This is a genomic window from Corallococcus sp. AB038B (assembly GCF_003668955.1).
Taxonomy (GTDB): Bacteria; Myxococcota; Myxococcia; order Myxococcales; family Myxococcaceae; genus Corallococcus; species Corallococcus exiguus.
Genome location: NZ_RAWO01000002.1, coordinates 514006 through 534501, shown reverse-complemented (window position 1 = coordinate 534501; position 20496 = coordinate 514006). Strand labels below are relative to the sequence as shown.

Here is a 20496-nt window from a genome sequence, read left to right as displayed (position 1 = left end):
CTCAGCGCCCGCTGCCGGATTTGAGCCGATTCGCCAGGGCCTTGAGCGTACCGTGGACCCAGGGGATGCCGTGGACGCGGGCATTCAGCATGTCCACCACCCGGTGGCGGAACTCCCTGGCCTGGAGCGTCTCTTCGCGGATCCGCGCCACGACGTCCACCCAGGCATCCAGCGGGCGCACCAGCCAGGTCCCCGGAGCCACGGCGACGGACGGCGGCTCGCGCGGACCGCGTACCTCACACGAGGCGATACCGCCCAGGAACACCGGTGGAAACAGCGCCCCCAGCCGCGCCGGCAGGTCCCCAAGTCCCGACTCCATCGCCACCGGGAAGGGCCCGATGCGACTCCGGTCAATCACCATCGCGTGGACGAGTTCCGGGTGGATCACCAGGTGCTCCACCTCCAGCCGCTCACCCAGCGGGAAAGGCACCTTCGCGCGCACGTACGGCGGAGTCCCCTCACCGGACGCCCACTCGGTGCGGAACGCCCGCGCCAACGCCCAGGCCTCACGGCCCGTCTGGAGCGCGCGCACCAACTCCACGAAGTGACGCGGGTACACCACGCACCGAGCATCCACGAACGCCAGGTACTGTCCCCGGGCCTCGCGCACGGCCTCCGCGTACAGAGCCCCCGAGGGCGCGCGCACGGTGCGAGCCTGGAACGACCCCAGTCTGCCGTAGCGCTCCAGCGCCGCCTCCGCGGCGGACAGGTCCACGCCCTCGGGCGCCGCGAGCAGGAGCTCCAGCGGCTGCTGCTCCTGACAGGCCAGCGCGAAGAGAGCCTCGTCGAGCGCCGCGTCCCGAGTCCCCGGCTCCACCGTGACGACGACGCTGAGCAGTCCCGCTACCGGCGCGCGCACGGGCCCGTCCGGCACCGCGACGTAGAGCCCCTCCTCCACCTGCGTGGACGGCGACAGCTGGGCCAGCAGCGCCCGCAGCGCCTGCGCGGTGTCCTCCGCCAGCGCCGTGCCCCCGGACGCGCACGGCACCACCTCACGGTGCGCCACGCGGTAGCCGGCTTCGGCCAGCAGCCGCAGCATCCGCTGTTCGGAGAGCCCCGCGCGCACCGGCGCGTCACCCGTCAGCGCGCCCATCAGCGCCCGCGCCGAACCGGCGTTGCGCAAGCTGAACACCAGCTCCGCCCCCGGTGCCTCGCGCCGCAGCGCCTCCAGCCCTTCCTCCAGCAACCGCTCGACCGCGTCGCCCTCCAGCACCACGAGCGTCGGCGCGGGACCCTTGCCCCGCTTCCACTCCGGCCCCGGCAGCTCCCGCACGGAGCCGCCCCGAGCCCGCAGAGCCTCCGCCAGCGCAGGCGACGCGCCGACCAGGCACACCGCCGCGCCCGCGTGCGCACGCGACAGCACCAGCTCCATCCACCGCGCGGACGCGACGGACGGAGGCGCCTCTTCGGACAGAGCGTTCACCAGCGCCTCCGAGCGAACTCCAGATGGTGCCTGAAGTCCGCGATGCCCGCGAGCCGCCGCCCGGGCTTGAGGATGTCGGGCGTCTGGAATGGCTCGCCGCCCAGCTGCGCGTACTCCCGCATGCGGGCGTTCGTGAAGGCCGCGTCACCGTACTTCGCCCCGAGCAGGACCGCGCTGCGGCGGACCATCCGCTCGCGCACCGGGCTCTCCTCCCGGGTGACGGTGTAGTGGTGCACCAGCGCGGAGGGCGCCACCCGGATGGACAGCCCGGAGGCCCTCGCCCGCCACGACAGGTCCACATCCTCGCAGTACATGAAGAAGCGCTCGTCGAAGCCGCCCACCGTCGCGTGCAACTTCTTCGTCACGAGCAGCACGCAGCCGCTGCACCAGGGCGTCTCGCCCGTCGCCGGATGGTACGGCTTGGGGTGCTCGTCCGGGAACAGCCGGGCCTCCACCAGCCCCGTGTCCGCCCGCTGATCCGCCACCCGCGCCAGCTCCCGCACGCAGTCCGGATGCAGGAGCCCGTCCGGGTTCACGCAGACGTAGTACCGCGCCCCGCCCGAACCGAAGGCCTCCGTCATCAGCCGGTTGTGCGCGGCCCCGAAGCCCAGGTTCCTGCCGGCGTGACGGTAGTCCGCGTCCGCGTCCAGCCGCGCCACCCGCGAGCGCAGCGTGTCGTCCGGCGAGTTGTCCATCCAGACGACCCGGAACGCGGGTGCACCCGGGACCTCTCGGTTCCACCGGAGCGACTCCCACAGTCGCTCCAGCTCCCGCTCCGGGTTCCGGTAAAGCACGATGCCCAGCCAGATGCCCGGCCCCCCCCCATTCGCCGAAGCAGGGCCGCTCACGAGCCGACGTCTCGCACTGGCGCCACGCGAGCCGCGACGCCCTCCACGATCCACCGGTGCGGAGGCCGCGTCAGGCCTCCGTCCCGCACGCTGGAGCGCACCTCGAAGGAGCACGCCGCCTCGCGCTTCTCCCGCACCTGCCCTGCCCGGTCGCGCACCACCACCGTGAACGCGTAGCGCCCCGCGGTGAGGCCCAGCCGGTCCACCACGAAGCGCACCGTCCCGCTGCCGGCCGCCGCCGCGCAGAAGGAAACATCCTCCGCGAACGTGTCCGTGGCGTGCACCAGCACCCCGTCCGCCCGGGAGAGCTCCAGCCCCAGGCCCAGCTCCGGCGCGGGCGTGCGCGCGGTGTACGCCACGCTCAGCTCCAGGCCGTCCTCGGTGTCCACGAACTCCACCGCCGCGCCGTCCCGGCCCAGCAGCCGCACCGCGTCCACGGTCAGCGGAGACGGTTCGGCCTGGGGCGCCGCCAGCGACGGCAGCGCACCGCCGTCCGACGCCAGCGCGGGCGCCTCCATGGACATGCCGCGCTCCTCCGCCAGCGCCACCGCGCGACGGTAGCTGCGGATGACGTCCGCGGGCGGACCGAACTCGCGGATGCGCCCGGCGTCGATCCACGCGCCCAGGTCGCACCAGCGCTCCAGCGTCCCCAGGTCGTGGGTGACGATGACGATGGTCTTCCCGGCCCGCTTGAACTCCGTCATCTTCGCCAGGCTCTTCTTGCCGAAGTGCTCGTCACCGACGGCGAGGATCTCGTCGATGATGAGGATGTCCGGATCCACGTGCGTGGCCACGGAGAACGCCAGACGCATGTACATGCCGCTGGAGTAGGTGCGCACCGGCTCGTCGATGAAGTCGCCCAGCTCGCTGAAGGAGATGATCTCCTCCATCCGCTCCTTCACCTCCGCGCGCGACATCCCCAGGATGATGCCGTTGATGAGGATGTTCTCCCGGCCGGAGAAGTCCGGGTGGAAGCCCGCGCCCAGGTCCAACAGCGCGCTGATGCGCCCGTTGATGTCGATGGTGCCCGTGGTCGGCGTGTAGATGCCGGAGATGAGCTTGAGCAGCGTGCTCTTGCCGGAGCCGTTGCGCCCGATGATGCCCACCGTCTTGCCGCGGGGCACCACCAGGTCAATGCCCCGGAGCGCTTCGATCATGGACTTGCCGTCCGTGTCGCGCTGGCCACGCAGGAGGCGGATGAGCTCCGACTTGATGGTGGTGTACTCGCGCCGGATGGTGCTCTTCCGGAAGCTCTTCACCACGTTGCGGAGCACGATGGCGTCCGGAGACGCAATGGCGGTGGTCATATGAACTCCGCGAAGTCCTCGCGACGGCGCTCGAAGATGCCCGCCGCCACCCACAGCAGCGCAGCGGAGATGCCCATCCACATCAGGAGCGGGCCGGGCTGCGGCAGCTGGTGTTCGTAGAAGATGGCCTGGTACGACGTCACCATCACCGCCATGGGGTTGAGCAGCACGATCGGCCCCCGGGCCGCCTCCGGCAGCGAGTCCACCCGGTAGAACACCGGCGTGACGAAGAACCACATCGTCAGCAGGTTGGCGATGATCTGCTGCAGGTCCCGGAACGTCACGTTGAGCGCGGACACGATGTAGACCAGCGCCACCGTCATGCACAGCTGCGTGAGCAGCACCACGGGGAACGCCACCACGTGCCAGCTGGGCACGTAGCCCAGCAGCAGCCCCAGCGCGACCATCAGCGGCAGGGACAACACGTAGTTGCACAGGTTGGTCACCACCACCGTGGCCGGCAGCACCTGCGCGGGGAAGCGCACCTTGGTGAGCAGATCGCGCCGGTCACTGATGGCGCTGGCCCCGGTCCCCAGCGACGTGGAGAACCAGATCCATGGGAGCAGACCGATGAAGACGAAGAACGTGTACCCGGGGATCTTCTGCCGCATGTAGACGGTGAAGAGCAGCGAGTAGACGCCCATCTGGAGCATCGGGTTGAGGAACGTCCAGAAGAAGCCGAGCACCGAGTTCCGGTACCGCGCCTTCAGCTCGCGCTGGGTCAGGCTGAGCAGGAGGCCCCGGTACTGGTAGAGCTCACGGAGGTTGCGAAGCATGCGGCGCCATCCATACCTCATGCCCCCGGAAGGTGTCAGGCATGGGACTCCAGCCATCCACGCGAAAGCCCGTCTGGCCGGCAGCCCTCGCGCGCCCTCGGAGAGGCCATCTTGGAAAAGAAAAAGGCCCCCTGGTTTCCCAGAGGGCCTTTGATTGGAGCGGGAAAAGGGATTTGAACCCTCGACCCTCGCCTTGGCAAGGCGATGCTCTACCGCTGAGCTATTCCCGCATCAGGTACTGCAGTGCTGCGTACTTCGCTTGGAGCGGGAAAAGGGATTTGAACCCTCGACCCTCGCCTTGGCAAGGCGATGCTCTACCGCTGAGCTATTCCCGCATCAGGTACCGCTGTGTTACTCGCCACCCGCCGGTCGGTGCCGCGCCGGAGGTGGGGTGCGATATACAGAGGCCCTTCGGACACGTCAAACACTTTTCGCATCCGGATCCGTGCTGCCCCGGCGGGCGAGCATGTTGAGGAACGCGCGAAAGTAGACGACCGCGCTCCACACGGAGAACGCACCCGACAGGTACACCAGCACCTTGCCCACCTGGTTGTAGTCCACCGTGACAACGCGGAAGCCCACGTCCAGCGGATGCACGTAGTGGACGCACAGGGAGATGATCCCCACCAGTTGGAGGGACGTCTTCCACTTCCCCTCCTGCCCCGCGGCGATGACCATGCCTTCACTGGCGGCGATGGTGCGCAGGCCGGTGACGATGAACTCGCGGGCCAGCAGCACGATGACGACCCAGGCGGCGATGCGGCCCAGGCGCACCATCATCACCAGGGCGGCCATGGCGATGAGCTTGTCCGCCAGCGGATCCATGAACTTGCCGACGACGGTGATGAGGTTCCAGCGGCGCGCCAGGTAGCCGTCAATCACGTCGGTGATGGCGGCCACGGCGAACACCAGGCCGGCCAGCAGCGAGTGCAGGGGGTCCGCGTCGTAGGTGAGCCAGACGAACACGGGGATGAGGAGGATGCGCCCCAGCGTCAGCATGTTGGGCAGGTTCCAGAACTCCTGCACCAGGATGCTGGGACGGCGGGACGCGCGGCGGCGGGCCCGCTCCTCGCGCTTGCGCTGCTTCCTGAGGGCTCGCTCGGTGGCCATGGGCGCGCGTTCTACCGGACCCCGAGTGCGATGAGGGCAAATCCTTCACCGCCCAGTTCCACCGCCGCCTTCAGTGTCTCCCCGGCAGCGGATGTCACGAGCGGCACCACGCGGGGCGTGAGGTTGCCCACCCAGCCCACCAGGTGCGTGAGGGGCACCGTCACCGGCTGGTCCATGGCCACCGGCACCGAGCGCAGCGGGCCCGTCAGGCTGAGCAGCACCCGCCCCTGCCCGCGCAGGTGCACCAGGTCCAGGTCCTGGGCCAGGTCCGACGGCACGCGGCCGTTCTCGAAGACGACGGGCTCCTCGAAGGCGAAGACGCACGCGTCGCGCAGGTAGACGGACTCGTCGTCCAGGGAGACAGCCACCCACTGCCGCCCAGACACCGGCTCCAGGTGCAGCGTCCCCTGCCCCCGGGCGCGCACCATGGACTGGTCGCCCTCGCCAAAGGGCTTGTCCGTGGCCCGACCCCGGAAGCGCTTCATCTCCGGCTCGAAGGTGACCTGCCCGCGCACGGCGATCAGCCCCTCCAGGCGCGTGAGCAGCTCGCCTTCCACCGCGAGCGCCATCGCGGACGCACCTTGGGTGAAGGGCTGGCCCGGCACCGCGCCCGGCAGCGCCACCGAGGGCACCCACGCGGTGAGCACCGGCGGACTCACGCCCGTTCCGGCATCAGGCGAGGAAGGCGGTTCGGCGGAGTGGGTCACCTGAAGCGACCCGATGGACCGGGTCAGCTGGAGCGGCTCGGCAGGCCGGGTCTCCGGGGGCTGCTCGCTCGTGGCCAGCGCGGCGAAGGTCTCCGCGAAGGCGTCGCCGGGCTCCGACTCCAGGTCGGACGCGAGGACGGGCGGCTCCTCGGAGACCTCGATCTCCTCCGACACCGGCGTGGGGGGCAGCTCGTCGGCGACCTCGACGTCGTCACCGGAGGTGTCCGCGTCCGTGGTGGCGGCGAGCTCCGCGTCTTCGTCAAAGAGGCTCTCGCCCGCAGCCAGGCTGGGGTCCTCGTCCTCCTGGACCTGGATCGCGGCTCCCGAGGTGAAGGCGTGGTCATCCGTGGGAGCGGGAGGGCCCTCGTCCTCCGCGAAGCGCATGTCGTCGTCCGGCGGCTTCGCGGCGACCTGGGGCGGCGGCGCGGCGGCGGTGCGAGGACTGCGCGGCGCCTCATCCAGACCGAACTGGGCACCCCAGTCACTCTCGCCGGAGCTGGACGCAGGCGGCGCGGCGGTCTCCTCTTCCTCCTCGCGCGGACGGGCCGGCATGGGGGCGGCGGGAGGACGGCTGTAGACCTCCCCGGCGATGGCGCGCGACATCTTCTCCGCCATGGCGTCGCTGCCGGACAGGAGGAAGTGCTCGCGCGCGCGGCCGTACTCGCCCATCTGGGCGAAGGTCAGGCCCAGGTAGTTGTGGGCCTTCTTGTGATCCGGAGCCAGGTCGGTGGCGGTCTCGAATTCACGCGCCGCGCGCTGGAGCGCGTTCGTCTTCAAGTAGACGAGCCCCAGGTTCACGCGCAGCGTCGGGTCCACCGGGTTGTCCCGCACGAGCATCTCGTACAGGTCGGCGGCGCGGTCGAAGAGGCCCAGCTTGAAATACGTCAGGCCCAGGAGGTTCTGGGCCTTCTCATGGCGCGGCTGGAGCTGGTGCGCACGCTCCAGGAAGTCCTTCGCTTCGGTGACCTTGCCGGCGCCCAGCAGCTCGCTCCCGCGATGGAGCTGCTGCAGGAACTCCTCGTCATCGGGGCCCGGCGGCTTCGTCCCCTTCGTGCGCGTCGTCATTCTCGGGTGTGGGCTCACGGCTGCTGGCCTCGGCCTGGGCGAGCCGCTCGCGCTCCTTGTAGTGTTGGTAGAGCTGGAGGACCTTGCGCACGTAATCCTGCGTCTCGGCGTACGGCGGCACCTGGCCTCCGTACTTCTTCACCGCGTCCGGCCCAGCGTTGTAGGCAGCGACCATCTTCACCATGTCGCCGTCGAACATGTTGGCCAGGACGCGCAGGTAGCGCACGCCGCCCTCGATGTTCTCCTTCGAGTCGAAGATGTCCTTCACGTACATGTCCGACGCGGTGCCCGGCATGAGCTGCATCAGCCCGCTGGCGCCCTTGTGGCTGAGCGCGTTCGGGTTGAAGTTGCTCTCCGTGTGCATGATGGCGCGCACCAGCGCGGGCGGGATGCGGTAGCGCAGCGCCGCGGTGGTGATGTGCGGATCCAACTCCGTGGGCGTCCGCGAACGGCCCCGCACGGGAGCGGACTTGGCCGGCGCGGGCGTGAAGGTCCCGGACAGCTTGCGGGCCTTGCGCGCGCCTCCAGGCGGCACGTTCGTGTAGACGATGGTGCCGTCCTTCTCCACGTAGCTGTAGATGCCGTCCGAGGCAGCGGCCGGCAGGGCGGCGGTCAACAGGACGACGAGGGCGGTCAGGACACGCATGGCGGCGGTGCGAAACCTTAGACAACACCCGGAAAGTCCTCAAGAAAACGCCTTGTTTCCAGCACTTACCGCCATTAAGGCTGTTGGCCATGCCCCATCGGTTTGATTTTCTGGTCATGGGCGGCGGCGTGGCCGGACTGTCGTTCGCCCTCCAGGCGGCCCGGCACGGCACGGTCGCCGTGCTCACCAAGCGCGAGCGCGGCGAAGGCAACACCGCCTACGCCCAGGGGGGCATCGCCGGGGTACTTTCCCCCACGGACACCTTCGATTCGCACATCGAGGACACGCTCGTGGCGGGCGCGGGCCTGTGCCACCGCGACGCGGTGGAGGTGACGGTGCGGGAGGGGCCCGCGCGTCTCAAGGAACTGGTGGCGCTGGGCGCGGCGTTCGACCAGCGCGGCGGCGAGTTCGACCTCACGCGCGAAGGTGGCCACTCCGCCCGCCGGATCATCCACGCGGGTGACATCACCGGCCGCGAGGTGCAGCGCGCGCTGCTGGCCGCGTGCGACGCGCAGCCCAACATCACCTTCTTCCAGAACACGGCCGCCATCGACCTCATCCTGGACCGGCGTCCGCACACCCCGGCCGGCAGCCGGTGCCTGGGCACGTACGCACTGATGGAGGACGGCTCCATCGAGCGCTTCCTCTCCAAGGTGACGGTGCTGGCCACGGGTGGCGCGGGCAAGGTGTACCTCTACACCTCCAACCCGGACGTCGCGACGGGCGACGGCGTGGCCATGGCGTACCGCGCGGGCGCGCGCGTGGCGAACATGGAGTTCTACCAGTTCCACCCCACGTGCCTCTTCCACCCGGAGGCCAAGAGCTTCCTGATCAGCGAAGCGCTGCGCGGCGAGGGCGGCAAGCTGCGGCTCAAGGGCGGCCAGACGTTCATGGACCGCTACCACCCCATGCGGGACCTGGCCCCGCGCGACGTGGTGGCGCGAGCCATCGACGCGGAGCTCAAGCGCACGGGCAATGACTGCGTCTACCTGGACATGACGCACCTGGGCCGCGCGTACCTCACCGAGCGCTTCCCCAACATCTACGCCACCTGCAAGGCCTTCAACATCGACATGGCGGTGCAGCCCATCCCCGTGGTGCCCGCGGCCCACTACCAGTGCGGCGGCGTGGTGACGGACCTGCACGGGCGCACCAACATCCCGGGCCTCTACGCCATTGGCGAGGTGTCCTGCACCGGCCTGCACGGCGCGAACCGGCTCGCCTCCAACTCGCTGCTGGAGGGCCTGGTGTACGGCCACCGCGCGGTGCAGGTGGCGGCGGAGGAGCTGTCCTCGTTGACGCTGCCGAAGGAGGACCCTCCGGCCTGGGACTCCGGCAGCGCGGTGGACTCCGACGAGAGCGTGGTCGTCACCCACAACTGGGATGAGATCCGCCGGCTGATGTGGAACTACGTGGGCATCGTCCGCACGGACAAGCGGCTGATGCGCGCACGGAGGCGGCTGGAGCTCTTGCGCGAGGAGATCCGCGACTACTACTGGCGCTTCAAGGTCACCCGCGACGTCATCGAGCTGCGCAACATCGCGGAGGTGGCGCACCTCATCGTGGACTGCGCCAGCCGCCGCAAGGAGAGCCGGGGCCTGCACTACACCCTGGACTACCCCCACACGGACGAGCACCAGGGCACGCGCGACACCGTCCTTTCACGGGAGCTGTGAGAACCCATGTCCCGTCCGCGCCGCATGCTGGATGACCTCCCCGGCCCCTCCGGGCTGGGAGACGAGAAGGACAACGCGCCACGTGGACAGGGCGGGGACGGACCGCCCCCGGGCCCCCAGCAGCCCCGGCCCGCGCTGCGCACGCCCTACGTCAGCTTCGCCATCATCGCGGGCGCGGTGGGGATGTTCGTCCTCAGTCGGTCCCTGGGCCGGCCGCTGATCATCGACGGGACGAACTACGGCATCGTGGGGCCGCTGGCGCTCTACGGGCCGTGGGTCCAGGCGGGCGAGTACTGGCGCCTGCTCGGCATGGTGTTCGAGCACGGCGGCGCGATGCACCTGCTCTTCAACATGCTCGCCGTCTATTCGCTGGGCGCGTCGCTGGAGCGTGGCATCGGAAGCCTGAGGTTCCTGGGGCTGTCGCTCGTCACCGCGCTGGGCGGCTCCGCGTTCGCGCTCTTCTTCAACTTCGACATCGTGACGGTGGGCGCGTCCGGAATGATCCTCGGCTGGGGCGGCGCGATGCTGCCCATCCTCAACCAGCAGGGCCGCCGGGATCACATGTTCTGGCTCGTGCAGGTGGCGGTCATCAGCCTGCTGCCCGGGGTGAGCTGGGCGGGGCACCTGGGCGGCTTCGTCTTCGGCCTGCCGTGCGGCATGGCGCTGCGCATGGGCCCGAAGGTCTACGCGCGCGCCATCCCCGTCCTGCTGTTCATCGCCGCGGCGCTGGCCGTGGTCGCCGCCCATCCCGGGCGCCTTGGAGGCTTTTGACGATGGCTGAACCCACCGTTCGCAGCGTCTGCGTCTTCTGTGGCTCGCGCTCCGGCGTGCGCGCCGAGTACCGCGAGGCCGCTTCCAGGATGGGGGCCGCGCTGGCGAAGCGGGGCCTGACGCTCGTCTACGGCGGCGCCAGCGTGGGGTTGATGGGCGCGGTGGCGGACGCGGTCATCGCCAACGGTGGCCAGACCGTGGGCGTGCTCCCCCACTTCATGGACGCGAAGGAGCTGGCCCACCCGCGGCTGACGGAGCTGCACCGGGTGGACTCCATGCACTCGCGCAAGGCGATGATGGCCGAGCGCTCGGACGCCTTCGTCGCCCTGCCCGGCGGCTTCGGCACGCTGGACGAGCTCTTCGAAATCGTCACCTGGGCGCAGCTGGGCCTGCACCGGAAGCCCATGGGCCTGCTGGACGTGGACGGCTTCTTCCAGCCGCTGCTCGCGATGGCGAAGCAGATGGTGGAGGCGGGCTTCGTCCCGGAGACGCAGGGCGTGCCCTTCGCGGTGAATGCCTCGCCGGACGCGCTCCTGGACCGCCTGCTCGCGGGGCCCACGATGCCGCTCACGTCGAAGTGGCTGAAGGACGGCCAGCAGACCTGAAGGCCGTCCCGCCGCGGTCAGCGCGCGTGGACCTTCAGCTCCGCGTTCCCCAACGACGAGGCGACGCGGAGCATCACCTGCTCGGTGCCCTCGGGGATGACGGGCTGGCCGTCGGTGAAGGTCTTGGGGAAGCGCACGCGGTAGCCCACCCAGAAGAGGCTGGCGTAGGGGTAGTAGGCGCGCACGTTGAGGTCCGCCCGGCCCAGGCGGCGGATCTCCATGGGCGTGATTTCGCCCGCGGGCGTCACCAGCGCGATCCGCCAGATGCTGTTGCGGTGGGCGAAGTCGTCGTAGCGGTAGTCGTTGACGTGCACCGCCAGGAAGAACTCGTAGAACTTCGCCGCTTCGGCCTGTTCCTCCGCCAGCAGCTGCTCCACCTTCGCCGCGGGCAGCGTCTGGAAGATGGCTCGGCGGTGGATGCGGGCCTCGCGGAACGCAGGCGTCTGGAACGTGGCCCCCGCGAAGACGCGCGTGTCGAAGCCGTCGTAGATCTCCTTGCGGTCCGAGTAGCGGTCCAACACCGCCATGTAGGCGGACTCCTGCTTGGGGTCATCCAGCGTGGGCGCGGGCTCTCCGACGATGGGGGGCGAGGTGGAGCAGCCGCCCAGCACGACCAGCAGCACCGCGGCCAACAGCAGCCTTCTCACGGGATGAAGTCCTTGCGCGTGAACAGCGTGGTGAGGCGGTGGCCGGCGGACTCCACGGCTTCGCGTCCGCCCTCCAGCCGATCCACCAGTGCGAAGGCGCCCAGCACCGTCAGGCCCTCCAGCTTCGCGCGCTCAATCGCCTTGATCGTGGACGCGCCCGTCGTCACCACGTCCTCCACGATGGCCACCGGGGCGCCGGGGCTCAGCGCGGACAGGCCTTCAATCCACTGGCCGGTGCCGTGGCCCTTGGGCTCCTTGCGCACGATGAACGCGTGCAGGGGCTTCTGGCCGCCGCCCTCCAGGAAGCTGGTCAGGCTCACCGCCGACGCGAGCGGATCCGCGCCCAGCGTCAGACCGCCCGCGGCCACCGCCGACGGAGCGTCGCGCCGGATGGCCTCCAGGAGCAGCCGGCCGATGAGGTAGTGGCCCTCGGCGAGCAGCGCCGTGCGCTTGCAGTCGATGTAGAAGTCCGACTCCTTGCCGGAGGAGAGCACCACGCGCCTGCGCTCGAAGGAGCGCTGCGTGAGCACCTCCAGGAGCCGGGCGCGGTCGCGTTCGAGCGTTTCCGCCATGGCCTACAGACCCTCCAGGTACGCCACCAGCTGCGCCGAGTAGCGCAGCTGCATCAGCAGCTCCGCCTTGCGCGATTCGTCCAGCGCCGCGAACACGTCCGCGAGCAGCGACAAGTCCTGGTTGAGGGCGCCCATGCGCTGCGCGACGTCCACCGCCAGCTCGTCCGCGTCGATTTCCTCCTCGACGCCCTCCGGAGCCAGCGTCTCTTCGGTGGCGAGCGCCTTCTCCAGCATGTCGCGCACCGGCGCGGTCAGCCGGCCTTCGGCCTCCAGCGACTCGCGCTTGGCCTCCAGCACGTCGTGCTCCACCGGCGAGGCGTGGATGGCCTCCGCCAGGGACAACAGGAGCGCGTCCTCGTCGGACAGCTCCTCGTGCACGCGCACCTGGAGCTGGTCGCGCTTGAGGAAGCGCAGCGCCGCCACGCGCCGGAAGCCGCAGATGAGCTGGTAGCGCTCCTCGCCGCGCGGGCGCACGTCCACCGGGAACAGCTGGCCCAGTCGCGCCAGGTCCGTCGCCAGCTCGGACACGTCGCCCTCGTCCCGCAGGCGGAAGGTGGTGTCCTCCTCCAGTCGCTCCAGCGGCAGCACCATCGCCGTCACCTGTCCCATCACGCGTGGCTCGATGGCCTGCGCGTGGGGCTCCCCATCCGAAGTCGCCGCGCCGTCGTTGGCGCTGTGTTCCGAACCGTCTCCGGAGCCCATGGAGCCCGCGTCCTCCTGGCTCGCACGGCTCGCCACGTCCCAGATGCCGGCGCTCAGCAGCGCGTCATCCGCGCCCGACACCGGACCGGAGCTCGGCTCCGCCACCATGTCCTTCGCCTCGCCGCCACCGTCGCTGCCCGTGGCGGAGGCGTCCTGGACGCTCTCGCCCGAGGATAGCTCCACGTAGCGGCCAGGGCCCGAAGAGGCCTCCGCGTCCGCCGGGGTGCTGGTGCCCTCGCCCTGCACGGTCGCCCCGGAGCCTTCCGGTTCGCCAGCGTGGGCGGATGCTCCACCCGACGTCGCGGCGTCCCCGGCGGGAGTCTCTTCGCCGGTGCGGCCCGGCGACTCGCCGCCCTCGGTGCGTGTCTCCGGCTCACTGGAGGCTCCGGCGGCCGTGCTGGCCTCGGTCGCGCTCACGGAGGCCTGCCCACTCTCTTCAGGCACGTCGGTCTGCGCCCCACCCGCTTCGGCCTGGGGGGCACCTTCCGGCGTCACGTCTCCACTCGCGCCCTCGCCTTGCTTCGGCGCGGACGCGTCAGCCGCTCCCTCCTGCTGGGACGGCATCGAATTCTCTCCAGGTGTGCCCGGCATCCCTTCCTGTCCCTCGGCCCTGTGCTCGGCGTCCATGGTGGCACCCCCGGTTGTTCCACCCCCGCGCCGCCGGAAACGACGGCGCGGCGGGCGGGCTCTAACGGGACTTCTTCACCACGACCTTCTTCTTCGCGCCAGCACCCATCACGCGGGAAAGGGGCGCGCCGGCACTGCTCGCCTGCTCAGTGACTGCCGGACGCGGAGGCTCCGGAGCCCGGGTCGTGGTCGCGGCGGGCGGAGGGGGCGGCGGCAGCGGCTTGGCCGACGGACGGGCCACGACGGTGGCCGGCGCCGACGCGGGCTGCGTGCGCGCGGGAGGCGGGGGCGGGGCGGCGCGCGGCGGAGCGGCCGGCGGCGTCGGAGGACGCGGCGGGGTGGCGCCCGGACGCACCGTGGGACGCGTCACCGCCTGGGGACGGGCCACGGCGGGGCGTTCGGACGGCAGCCGGCCCGGTTCCACGTCTCCCATGTCCACGCGGCCGCGGAAGCTGGCCCCGTCCACGATGATGACGCGGGGGGCGCGGATGTCGCCCACCATGCGGCCTTCGCGGGTGAGCTCCACGCTCTCCGTGGCGTTGATGTTGCCCACCACCACGCCGCTGACGATGGCGTTTCTCACCGCCACGTTGGCCTTCACCACGCCGGACGGCTCCACGATGAGGGTGCGGCTGAGGGTGAGTTCACCCTCGACGCGCCCGCGGACCGTGAGGTCCTCGTCACCCGTGAGCCGACCGCTGATGAGGATGGAAGGCCCCACCACGGTGTTGTCGACGGAGTTGCCTGCAAGATCCTTCGCGGTCGCCACGGATCAGCGCTCCTTCATGTCCATGTCGACGTTGCCCTTGAAGGAGGCACCGTCGGCGATGAGGATGCGCGGGGCCTTGATGTCGCCCACCACGCGGCAGTCCGTCTTCAGCTCGACCTTGTCGGTGGCGGCGATGTTGCCCGTCACGCGGCCGGCGATCTCCACGTTCTGCGTCTCGATGTCCGCCTCGACGACGCCCGAGCCCTCCACGTAGAGGCTCTCCTTGAGGGAGATCTTCCCCTTCACGGTGCCCTGGATGACCAGGTCCTCGTCCCCGGAAATCTCCCCGTCGATGACGATGCTCGAGCCAATGATCGTATTCGCCATGAGTGTTGTCCGCCTTCTCGAAGCTGTGCGCCTGGGGGGCCGTGGGTCGGTCCCCGGTGGATGCTAGATGTCGTCCGGCAACTTCACGTCCATCTCGATGGAGCCGTTGAACACGGCACCATCCTCGATGACGACCCGCGGGGCCTTGATGTCGCCCGCCACCTTCGCCGAGGCGTTGATGGCCACGCGCGTGGAGGCGTCGATGTTGCCGCTCGCCTCGCCGTTGATGGTCAGTTCCTCGGCGCGGATGTCCGCCTGCACCTTGCCGGTGCCTTCGATGGTGAGGTGGTTCTTCAGGGCGATCTGCCCCTCCACGCGTCCTTCGATGACCAGGTCCCCTCCGCCCGTGAGGTTGCCCCTGATGACGATGCCCTTGCCAATGATGCCCGTTTCACCCTGTGCCATGAGGTGATCCTCGCCAGCGCCTGCTCCGTCGGGAGCGGGGCGACCTGATTATGTCAGAGATGCGCGGAGATCCAGCCGGAGATGTCCTGGAACACCGTCGCGCGGTCCCGCTCGTTGAGCGGCTCGTGCCGCATGCCGGGGTACTCCTTGAACTTCTTGTCCGCCGTCCCCGCAGCCTCGAAGAAGGCCCGCGCCGCCGCCGGCAGCGCGACCCCGTCCTCCTGGCCACACAGCACGAACAGCGGCACTTGAATCTTCGGCGCCAGCCCGAGCGTCTGCGCCTGGGCGGCCGTGGACTCCACGAACCAGCGGGGCGTGGCGAAGGGAACGTAGAGCGGGTCCGCTCCGACTGCCTTCTGGATGTCCGGGTCGGTGCTGAGCATCTCCGGGGCCAGGCCCGAGGGGACCTTCATCCACGGCACCAGGGTGCCCACCATGCGCGCGGCGAGCACCTTCGCGGCCGGCGGGCTGATGGCCAGCTTGAGGTAGGGCGCGGAGAGGATGGCGCCGGAGAGGCCTTCCAGTCTCCCGGTCAGGGCGTGCGCGGCCATCAGGCCGCCGTGGCTGTGGGCGAGCAGGAAGATCTTCTCGTTGCCCGCGGCCTTGCGCACGCGCTGCCAGAAGCCGTCCAGGTCGTCGAGGAACTCGGTCCACTTCGCGGCGTAGGCGCGCCGGCCATCCGCGCGGCCGTGGCCCCGGTAGTCGAAGCCGTGCACGGCGAAGCCGTCCTGCACCAGCGCGTCGATGACGGGCCGGTAGCGACCGATGTGGTCGCCGTAGCCATGGACGATGGCGACGTGCGCGCGCGGAGCCGCGTCCGGCAGGTCGAGCGTCCAGAACAGCCGGGTGTTGTCCTTCCCGGTGAAGAAGCCTTCGTCGTGGCGGGCCATGAGCCCGGGACCTTAGCGGCCCGGCGCGGTCGAGGGTAGCGCCTTCAACTTGCGCTCCAGGGTGGTGCGCTGGTCCGCGGGCTCGGCGGCCTCCGGCTCCAGCGTCAGCACCTCCAGCGCGCGCTTCCAGGTCAGGACGGCCTCCGGGGCGCGGCCTGCCTTGAGGTACGCGTCCCCCAGGTGCTCCAGGATGGCGGGGTCGTCCGGGGCCAGCTCCACTGCGCGCTCCAGGACCTCCACGGCCTTCTTCGCGTCGCCGCGCTGGAAGAGGACCCACCCCAGCGAGTCCACGTAGGCCCCGTTGTCCGGCCGGAGCGCCAGCGCGCGGCGCACCAGCCGCTCCGCCTCGTCCAGGTCCCGGCCCCGCTGCGCCATCACGTAACCCATGAAGTTCAGCGCGGCGGAATGGTCCGGCTTCAGCGCGAGCACCCCCCGCATGCGCGACAGCGCTCCGGCCACGTCGCCCTGACGATCCAGCAGGGTGGCCAGGGCGAACTGCAGGTCCTGGTTCCTCGGCGTCTTCGCGACGGCGTCCCTCAAGAGCGCGAGCGCGTCCGGAGCCCGGCCCTGGCGCTCCAGCAGGCTGGCCAGCGCGTCGTACGCCAGCGCCCCACCCTCCCCCGCCAGCGCCTCGCGCAGCACGCCTTCCGCTCGCGCCGCGTCCCCGCTCCGCTCCAGCGCCCGGGCGTAGCCGACGCGCACCTCCACGTCGTCGGGCGCTTCCGACATGGCCATGCGGTAGAGCACCAGCGCGCGAGGATGGTCTCCCGTCAGCGACAGACAGCGGGCCTGGCGCACGCGGGCGTCGGGGAACACCTCCGAGTCCGGGGGCACGCCCGCGAAGTCCGCGGCGGCGACGGCGAAGCGGCGCGTGCGCTCCGCGACGAGGCCCGCGTAGTACGCGAGACGGGGCTCGTCCGGCGCGTCCTTGCGCGCGGCGTCCAGCACCTCCTTCGCGGCGGCGGACTCTCCGGAGGACAGGTAGCTGAAGGCCACCCGCACGGCCAGCTCCGGCGACGCGGAGAGCGACAGCAGCCGGTCGAAGTAGGCCCGCGCCCGGGTCGCCGACCCGCCCTTCAGCGCGGCACGGCCCGCGGACAGCAGCACCTCGCGGCTGTCCGGATCCGCCTCCAGCGCGCGGGCCAGCGCGTCCTCCGCCTCCTTCGGACGGCCGGAGTCCTCGTAGAGACGGGCCAGCGTGGACCACACCTCCACGTCGCCCGGGTCGCGCTCGGAGGCCTTCGCGAGCAGGCGCTCGGCGCGGGCCGCGTCGCCGCGCTCGGCCAGCACGAGCCCCAGCCGCCGGTAGCCGGAGGCCTCTCCCGGCAGCGCGTGGGCCAGCGACTCCACCACCTTCACCGCATCGTCGGGGGCCTTCGCGTCCAGGTACAGCTGCGACAGGACGAGGTACGCCTCCGGCTCCCGGGGACGCAGGGCCACCGCGCGGCGCAGGTGCTGCTTCGCGCGCACCGTGCGGCCGGACTCCAGCAACACCCGGCCCAGGAGCACGTGGGCGGCGTAGTGCGTGGGGGCCTTCTCCACGGCCCGGCGAAGTTCGCGTTCGGCGCGCTCCAGGTCACCCAGGCGCGCGTACTCCTCGCCCAGCTGGGTGAGGAGGGTCGGGTTGCCGTCGTCGGTGGCGAGCGCCAGCCGCAGCTCGTCCACCGAGGCCCGGTGGTTGCCCTCCAGGTGCATCAGCCGCGCCTGGAGGTAGTGCGCGTAGCTGGCGGACGACGCGGACGGCTCGTCGTCGCGGTCGCTCGAATCCATTGCCTCGCGCATCGCCTCGCGGTCGACGTGCGGGGCCGGGGCCTTCCTCGCGGGCGCGGCCCCCGAACCTCCGGCGGCCAGCGCGAGGCACATCACGGCGGCACGGCTGAGGAGCGGGAGCGGGCGCACGCGGGCTAGTGGACCTCGGGAGGCGGCGCTCCCAGCTTCTCCAGCAGCTTCTCCACCGGATCGCTGTCCTGGCTGACGTCCGCCATGGCGGCCCGGTACTCGATGGAGGTCACGTTCTCCACGTCCGGCATCAGGCGGTTGATGACCGTGCGCGCCGCGTCCGCGTTGCACTCGGGCAGCACCACCGCGAAGACGCCCAGCCCCAGATGGGCGATGGAGTCCGGGTGGCGCACGCGCTTGCGCATCACCTCCGCCATGTTGGGCGGCATGGCCTCCAGCTCGCGGTCCGGACGCAGCACCGCCAGCGTGAGGGCGCGGTGGTAGCGCCGGCTGCGGGCCACCTCCTGCTCCAAGCGCAGGAGCAGGCCGCGGCGGTCGAGCAGGCCCGTCACCGGATCGCTGCCGGTGCGCCGCTGCAGCGAGTTCGTCTTGTCCTGCTGATCCTTCTCACCCCGGCTCAGCTTGAGGGCGCGCTCGGTGCGGTTGAGCAGCTCCACTGCGTTGAAGGGCTTGGCCATGTAGTCCACCGCGCCCAGGTTGAGCGCGCGGACCTTGTCGGCCACGCCCTGGTGGGCGGACAGGAGGATGACCGGGATGTGCGCCGTGTCCGACGAGGACTTGAGCGCCATGGCCGCATCCAGGCCGTCCAGCTTGGGCAGGAACACGTCCATCACCACCAGGTCCGGCCGTGAAGCGCGTGCCTTCGCCAGGCCCTCCGCGCCGTCGCGAGCGACCTCCACGCGGTACTTCGAGCGCAGCACCTCCGACAGCACCGCCGCGATTTCCGGCTCGTCCTCCACCACCAGCACGCGCGGCTGCTCGGGCGCGGAGCCGGGCGCGGGCTGCGGCCGGGGGTTGCGCGCGGCCTCCTGCGCCAGGGGCAGCGTGAAGACGAAGGTGCAGCCGCCGTCGGCCGGGCTCTCCGCCCAGATTTCACCGCCGTGCAGCTCCACGAACTCCTTGCAGATGGCCAGCCCCAGCCCCGTGCCCTTGGGCCCGTGGCGGTAGCGGTCGAAGACGAGGTGCAGCTCGTCCGGGGGAATGCCCACCCCGTTGTCGCTCACCATGACCCGCACCGCGTCGCCGTCCGGCCGCGATAGCCGCTGCGTGCGCACCACCACCACGCCCGGGTCGCTGGCGTGCTGGATGGCGTTGCTGATGAGGTTCTGCAGCACCTCGTGCAGCTTCACCTCGTCGCCAATCAGCATCAGGCTGTCGGGGCACTCGGAGCGCAGCGACACGGCCTTCTCCGCCGCGAGAATCTCCAGCTCCGCCACGGCGTCGCGGCACAGCTGCGCCACGTCCAGCACACGGGGCTCGATGGACAGCCGCGCCGCCTCGCCCTTGCCCTTCTCCAGCAGGGACTCGACCAGGGTGAGGATCTTCCGGCCCTGGCGGATCATCGCCTCCGCGGACTGCTTCTGCTGCGTCTCCAGCGGCCCTTCCAAGAGCAGCCGGCCGTGCCCCAGGAGCACCTGGAGCGGCGCGCGCAGGTCGTGGCTGCACACCGCGATGATCTCATCCTTGAGGCGGTTGAGTTCCTTCAGGCGGCGGTTCGCGTCGTTGAGCTCGCGATAGCGCTCCACGTACGCCAGCTCCAGGTCCTCGCGCTTCTTCTTCACCGCCGTGTGCAGACGCGCGTTGCGGATGGAGTTGGCGAGCACGCCCGCCACCGCCTCCGCGAACTCCTGCTCGTCGCGCCCGATGGACGCCTCGCCCTTGGACACGCGCAGGAAGAGCGCGCCCAGCAGGTCGTCCTGGCAGATGAGCGGCTGCACCAGGATGGACTTCACGCCCTGCGGGAGCAGCGACGTGCGCACCTCCGCCATCAGCGGGTCGCGCTGCGCCTCTTCAATCAGGACGGGCTGCCGCGTCTCCAGCGCGCGGCGCAGCTCCGGGTAGCGCGCCACCTCGATGTCCAGCTGGACGAGGCTGGGGTCCTCCTGCGTCGCGACGACCGTGGCCGTGCGCGCGTGGCTGCCCTCCACCAGCACCACGGAGCAGCGGTCCGTGCCCGTCACCTGGCCGACCTTCTCCACCGCGATGCGGAGGATCTCCTCCAGCTCCAGCGAGCTGGTGGCCGCCTGGGTGATTTCGAGCAGCATCCCCATGCGCATCCGGATGCGCTCCTCGCGCTCCTTGAGCCTCCAGGCGCGCAGGGCGGACTCCAGCCGGGGCACCAGTTCGTCGGCGCCGCGCACGAAGTCGTCCACCGCCAGCCGCTTGAAGGCCTCCGCCGAGCGCGCGCGGCCCTGATCCACCAGCACCGGCAGACGCTGGAGCTTGTCCGTCTTGCGCACCGTCTCCAGCAGCTCCGCGGCCCGCTTGGCCGTCACCGCCAGGAGCACCACCTCCGGCTGGAGCTGATCCACCATCTCCGCCAGCCCGGTCTCCCGTTCCGTGGAGGCGCACTGGTAGCCACTCGCCGTGAGCCGCTCCACCAACGCGTCACCCGCGGCCTTGGCCGCGAGCACCAGCACCCGCCCCCGCTGCTCAGACGACAACATCTCGATCCTCACGGCGCGCCTCCGCCCCGCCCAGACTGGGAACGACGTCGCGAAAACCCGTTGGGTGCGAAAGGGGTCATGGTCGATTCCGGATCATGCCGTCTAACCCGTCCGCGGGCCAGCGGTTGAACGGGGCTCTCCTCAAGCAAGAGGGGTGGGAAAAGGCGCGCGACGTATACCCCGGACCGGTGTTCTTCCTCCGGAATCCCGCACGCGC

19 protein-coding genes and 2 tRNA genes are annotated in these 20496 nt (G+C 70.7%); 3 read left to right on the top strand and 18 right to left on the bottom strand.

What is annotated here, in order from left to right:
* Position 1 precedes the first annotated feature (1 nt).
* From D7Y04_RS13355 to D7Y04_RS13315, 9 genes are all read right to left on the bottom strand, one after another.
* The gene (locus D7Y04_RS13355; protein WP_121759571.1) at positions 2–1423 is read right to left on the bottom strand and encodes a glycosyltransferase family 2 protein; all 1422 of its coding nucleotides are present in this window, start codon (positions 1421–1423) and stop codon (positions 2–4) included.
* Positions 1420–2217 carry a glycosyltransferase family 2 protein gene (locus tag D7Y04_RS13350; RefSeq protein ID WP_233601394.1) on the bottom strand — a complete coding sequence of 266 codons (798 nt, stop codon included), beginning with the start codon at positions 2215–2217 and terminating at the stop codon, positions 1420–1422. Before D7Y04_RS13350 ends, D7Y04_RS13355 begins: the two co-directional genes overlap by 4 nt.
* A 50-nt stretch (positions 2218–2267) precedes the next feature.
* Positions 2268–3578: an ABC transporter ATP-binding protein gene (locus D7Y04_RS13345; RefSeq protein ID WP_121759569.1), complete on the bottom strand. Its 1311-nt coding sequence runs from the start codon at positions 3576–3578 to the stop codon at positions 2268–2270.
* Positions 3575–4354 carry an ABC transporter permease gene (locus D7Y04_RS13340; protein ID WP_120576666.1) on the bottom strand — a complete coding sequence of 260 codons (780 nt, stop codon included), beginning with the start codon at positions 4352–4354 and terminating at the stop codon, positions 3575–3577. Before D7Y04_RS13340 ends, D7Y04_RS13345 begins: the two co-directional genes overlap by 4 nt.
* A gap of 155 nt (positions 4355–4509) precedes the next feature.
* A tRNA-Gly gene (locus D7Y04_RS13335) sits at positions 4510–4584 on the bottom strand.
* Between the two features lie 30 nt (positions 4585–4614).
* Positions 4615–4689, bottom strand: a tRNA-Gly gene (locus D7Y04_RS13330).
* 85 nt (positions 4690–4774) lie between these two features.
* Positions 4775–5464, bottom strand: coding sequence for a CDP-diacylglycerol--glycerol-3-phosphate 3-phosphatidyltransferase (gene pgsA, locus D7Y04_RS13325; protein ID WP_014397631.1), 690 nt, complete (start codon positions 5462–5464; stop codon positions 4775–4777).
* An 11-nt stretch (positions 5465–5475) separates the two neighbouring features.
* Positions 5476–7236, bottom strand: a complete 1761-nt coding sequence (locus D7Y04_RS13320; protein ID WP_121759568.1) for a tetratricopeptide repeat protein — start codon at positions 7234–7236, stop codon at positions 5476–5478.
* Positions 7193–7882 (bottom strand): transglycosylase SLT domain-containing protein, encoded by a 690-nt coding sequence (locus D7Y04_RS13315; protein ID WP_120576663.1) that lies wholly within the window; start codon positions 7880–7882, stop codon positions 7193–7195. The genes D7Y04_RS13320 and D7Y04_RS13315 overlap by 44 nt, the downstream gene beginning before the upstream one ends.
* 89 nt (positions 7883–7971) lie before the next feature.
* On the opposite strand from D7Y04_RS13315, the gene nadB reads away from it, so the two are divergent.
* Genes nadB through D7Y04_RS13300 form a run of 3 tightly spaced genes read left to right on the top strand, consistent with a single transcriptional unit; the run spans position 7972 to position 10934 of the window.
* Positions 7972–9558, top strand: a complete 1587-nt coding sequence (nadB, locus tag D7Y04_RS13310) for an L-aspartate oxidase (protein WP_120595235.1) — start codon at positions 7972–7974, stop codon at positions 9556–9558.
* A gap of 6 nt (positions 9559–9564) precedes the next feature.
* Complete coding sequence (locus tag D7Y04_RS13305) at positions 9565–10329, top strand: rhomboid family intramembrane serine protease (RefSeq protein WP_199749659.1); 765 nt, start codon at positions 9565–9567, stop codon at positions 10327–10329.
* A 2-nt stretch (positions 10330–10331) separates the two neighbouring features.
* Positions 10332–10934, top strand: a complete 603-nt coding sequence (locus D7Y04_RS13300) for a TIGR00730 family Rossman fold protein (RefSeq protein ID WP_121759567.1) — start codon at positions 10332–10334, stop codon at positions 10932–10934.
* Between the two features lie 17 nt (positions 10935–10951).
* On the opposite strand, the gene D7Y04_RS13295 is transcribed toward D7Y04_RS13300, so the two are convergent.
* The 9 genes from D7Y04_RS13295 to D7Y04_RS13255 form a co-directional block, all read right to left on the bottom strand.
* Positions 10952–11581 (bottom strand): hypothetical protein, encoded by a 630-nt coding sequence (locus tag D7Y04_RS13295; RefSeq protein WP_121759566.1) that lies wholly within the window; start codon positions 11579–11581, stop codon positions 10952–10954.
* Positions 11578–12153, bottom strand: coding sequence for an orotate phosphoribosyltransferase (gene pyrE / locus D7Y04_RS13290; RefSeq protein WP_120581549.1), 576 nt, complete (start codon positions 12151–12153; stop codon positions 11578–11580). Before pyrE ends, D7Y04_RS13295 begins: the two co-directional genes overlap by 4 nt.
* Positions 12154–12156: 3 nt before the next feature.
* Positions 12157–13419 carry a ParB N-terminal domain-containing protein gene (locus tag D7Y04_RS13285; RefSeq protein WP_233601393.1) on the bottom strand — a complete coding sequence of 421 codons (1263 nt, stop codon included), beginning with the start codon at positions 13417–13419 and terminating at the stop codon, positions 12157–12159.
* 124 nt (positions 13420–13543) lie between these two features.
* Positions 13544–14251, bottom strand: coding sequence for a polymer-forming cytoskeletal protein (locus D7Y04_RS13280; protein ID WP_121759564.1), 708 nt, complete (start codon positions 14249–14251; stop codon positions 13544–13546).
* 3 nt (positions 14252–14254) lie between these two features.
* Positions 14255–14578: a polymer-forming cytoskeletal protein gene (locus D7Y04_RS13275; protein WP_014397641.1), complete on the bottom strand. Its 324-nt coding sequence runs from the start codon at positions 14576–14578 to the stop codon at positions 14255–14257.
* Between the two features lie 63 nt (positions 14579–14641).
* Complete coding sequence (gene bacN, locus D7Y04_RS13270; RefSeq protein WP_120537550.1) at positions 14642–14983, bottom strand: bactofilin BacN; 342 nt, start codon at positions 14981–14983, stop codon at positions 14642–14644.
* 53 nt (positions 14984–15036) lie between these two features.
* On the bottom strand, positions 15037–15873 hold the full coding sequence (locus D7Y04_RS13265) for an alpha/beta hydrolase (protein ID WP_120579804.1): 837 nt from the start codon (positions 15871–15873) through the stop codon (positions 15037–15039).
* A 12-nt stretch (positions 15874–15885) separates the two neighbouring features.
* Positions 15886–17772 carry a tetratricopeptide repeat protein gene (locus tag D7Y04_RS13260; RefSeq protein ID WP_368666416.1) on the bottom strand — a complete coding sequence of 629 codons (1887 nt, stop codon included), beginning with the start codon at positions 17770–17772 and terminating at the stop codon, positions 15886–15888.
* A gap of 5 nt (positions 17773–17777) precedes the next feature.
* Entirely contained in the window at positions 17778–20276 is a 2499-nt protein-coding gene (locus tag D7Y04_RS13255) for an ATP-binding protein (RefSeq protein WP_120598238.1), read from the bottom strand.
* Between the last annotated feature and the right edge of the window lie 220 nt (positions 20277–20496).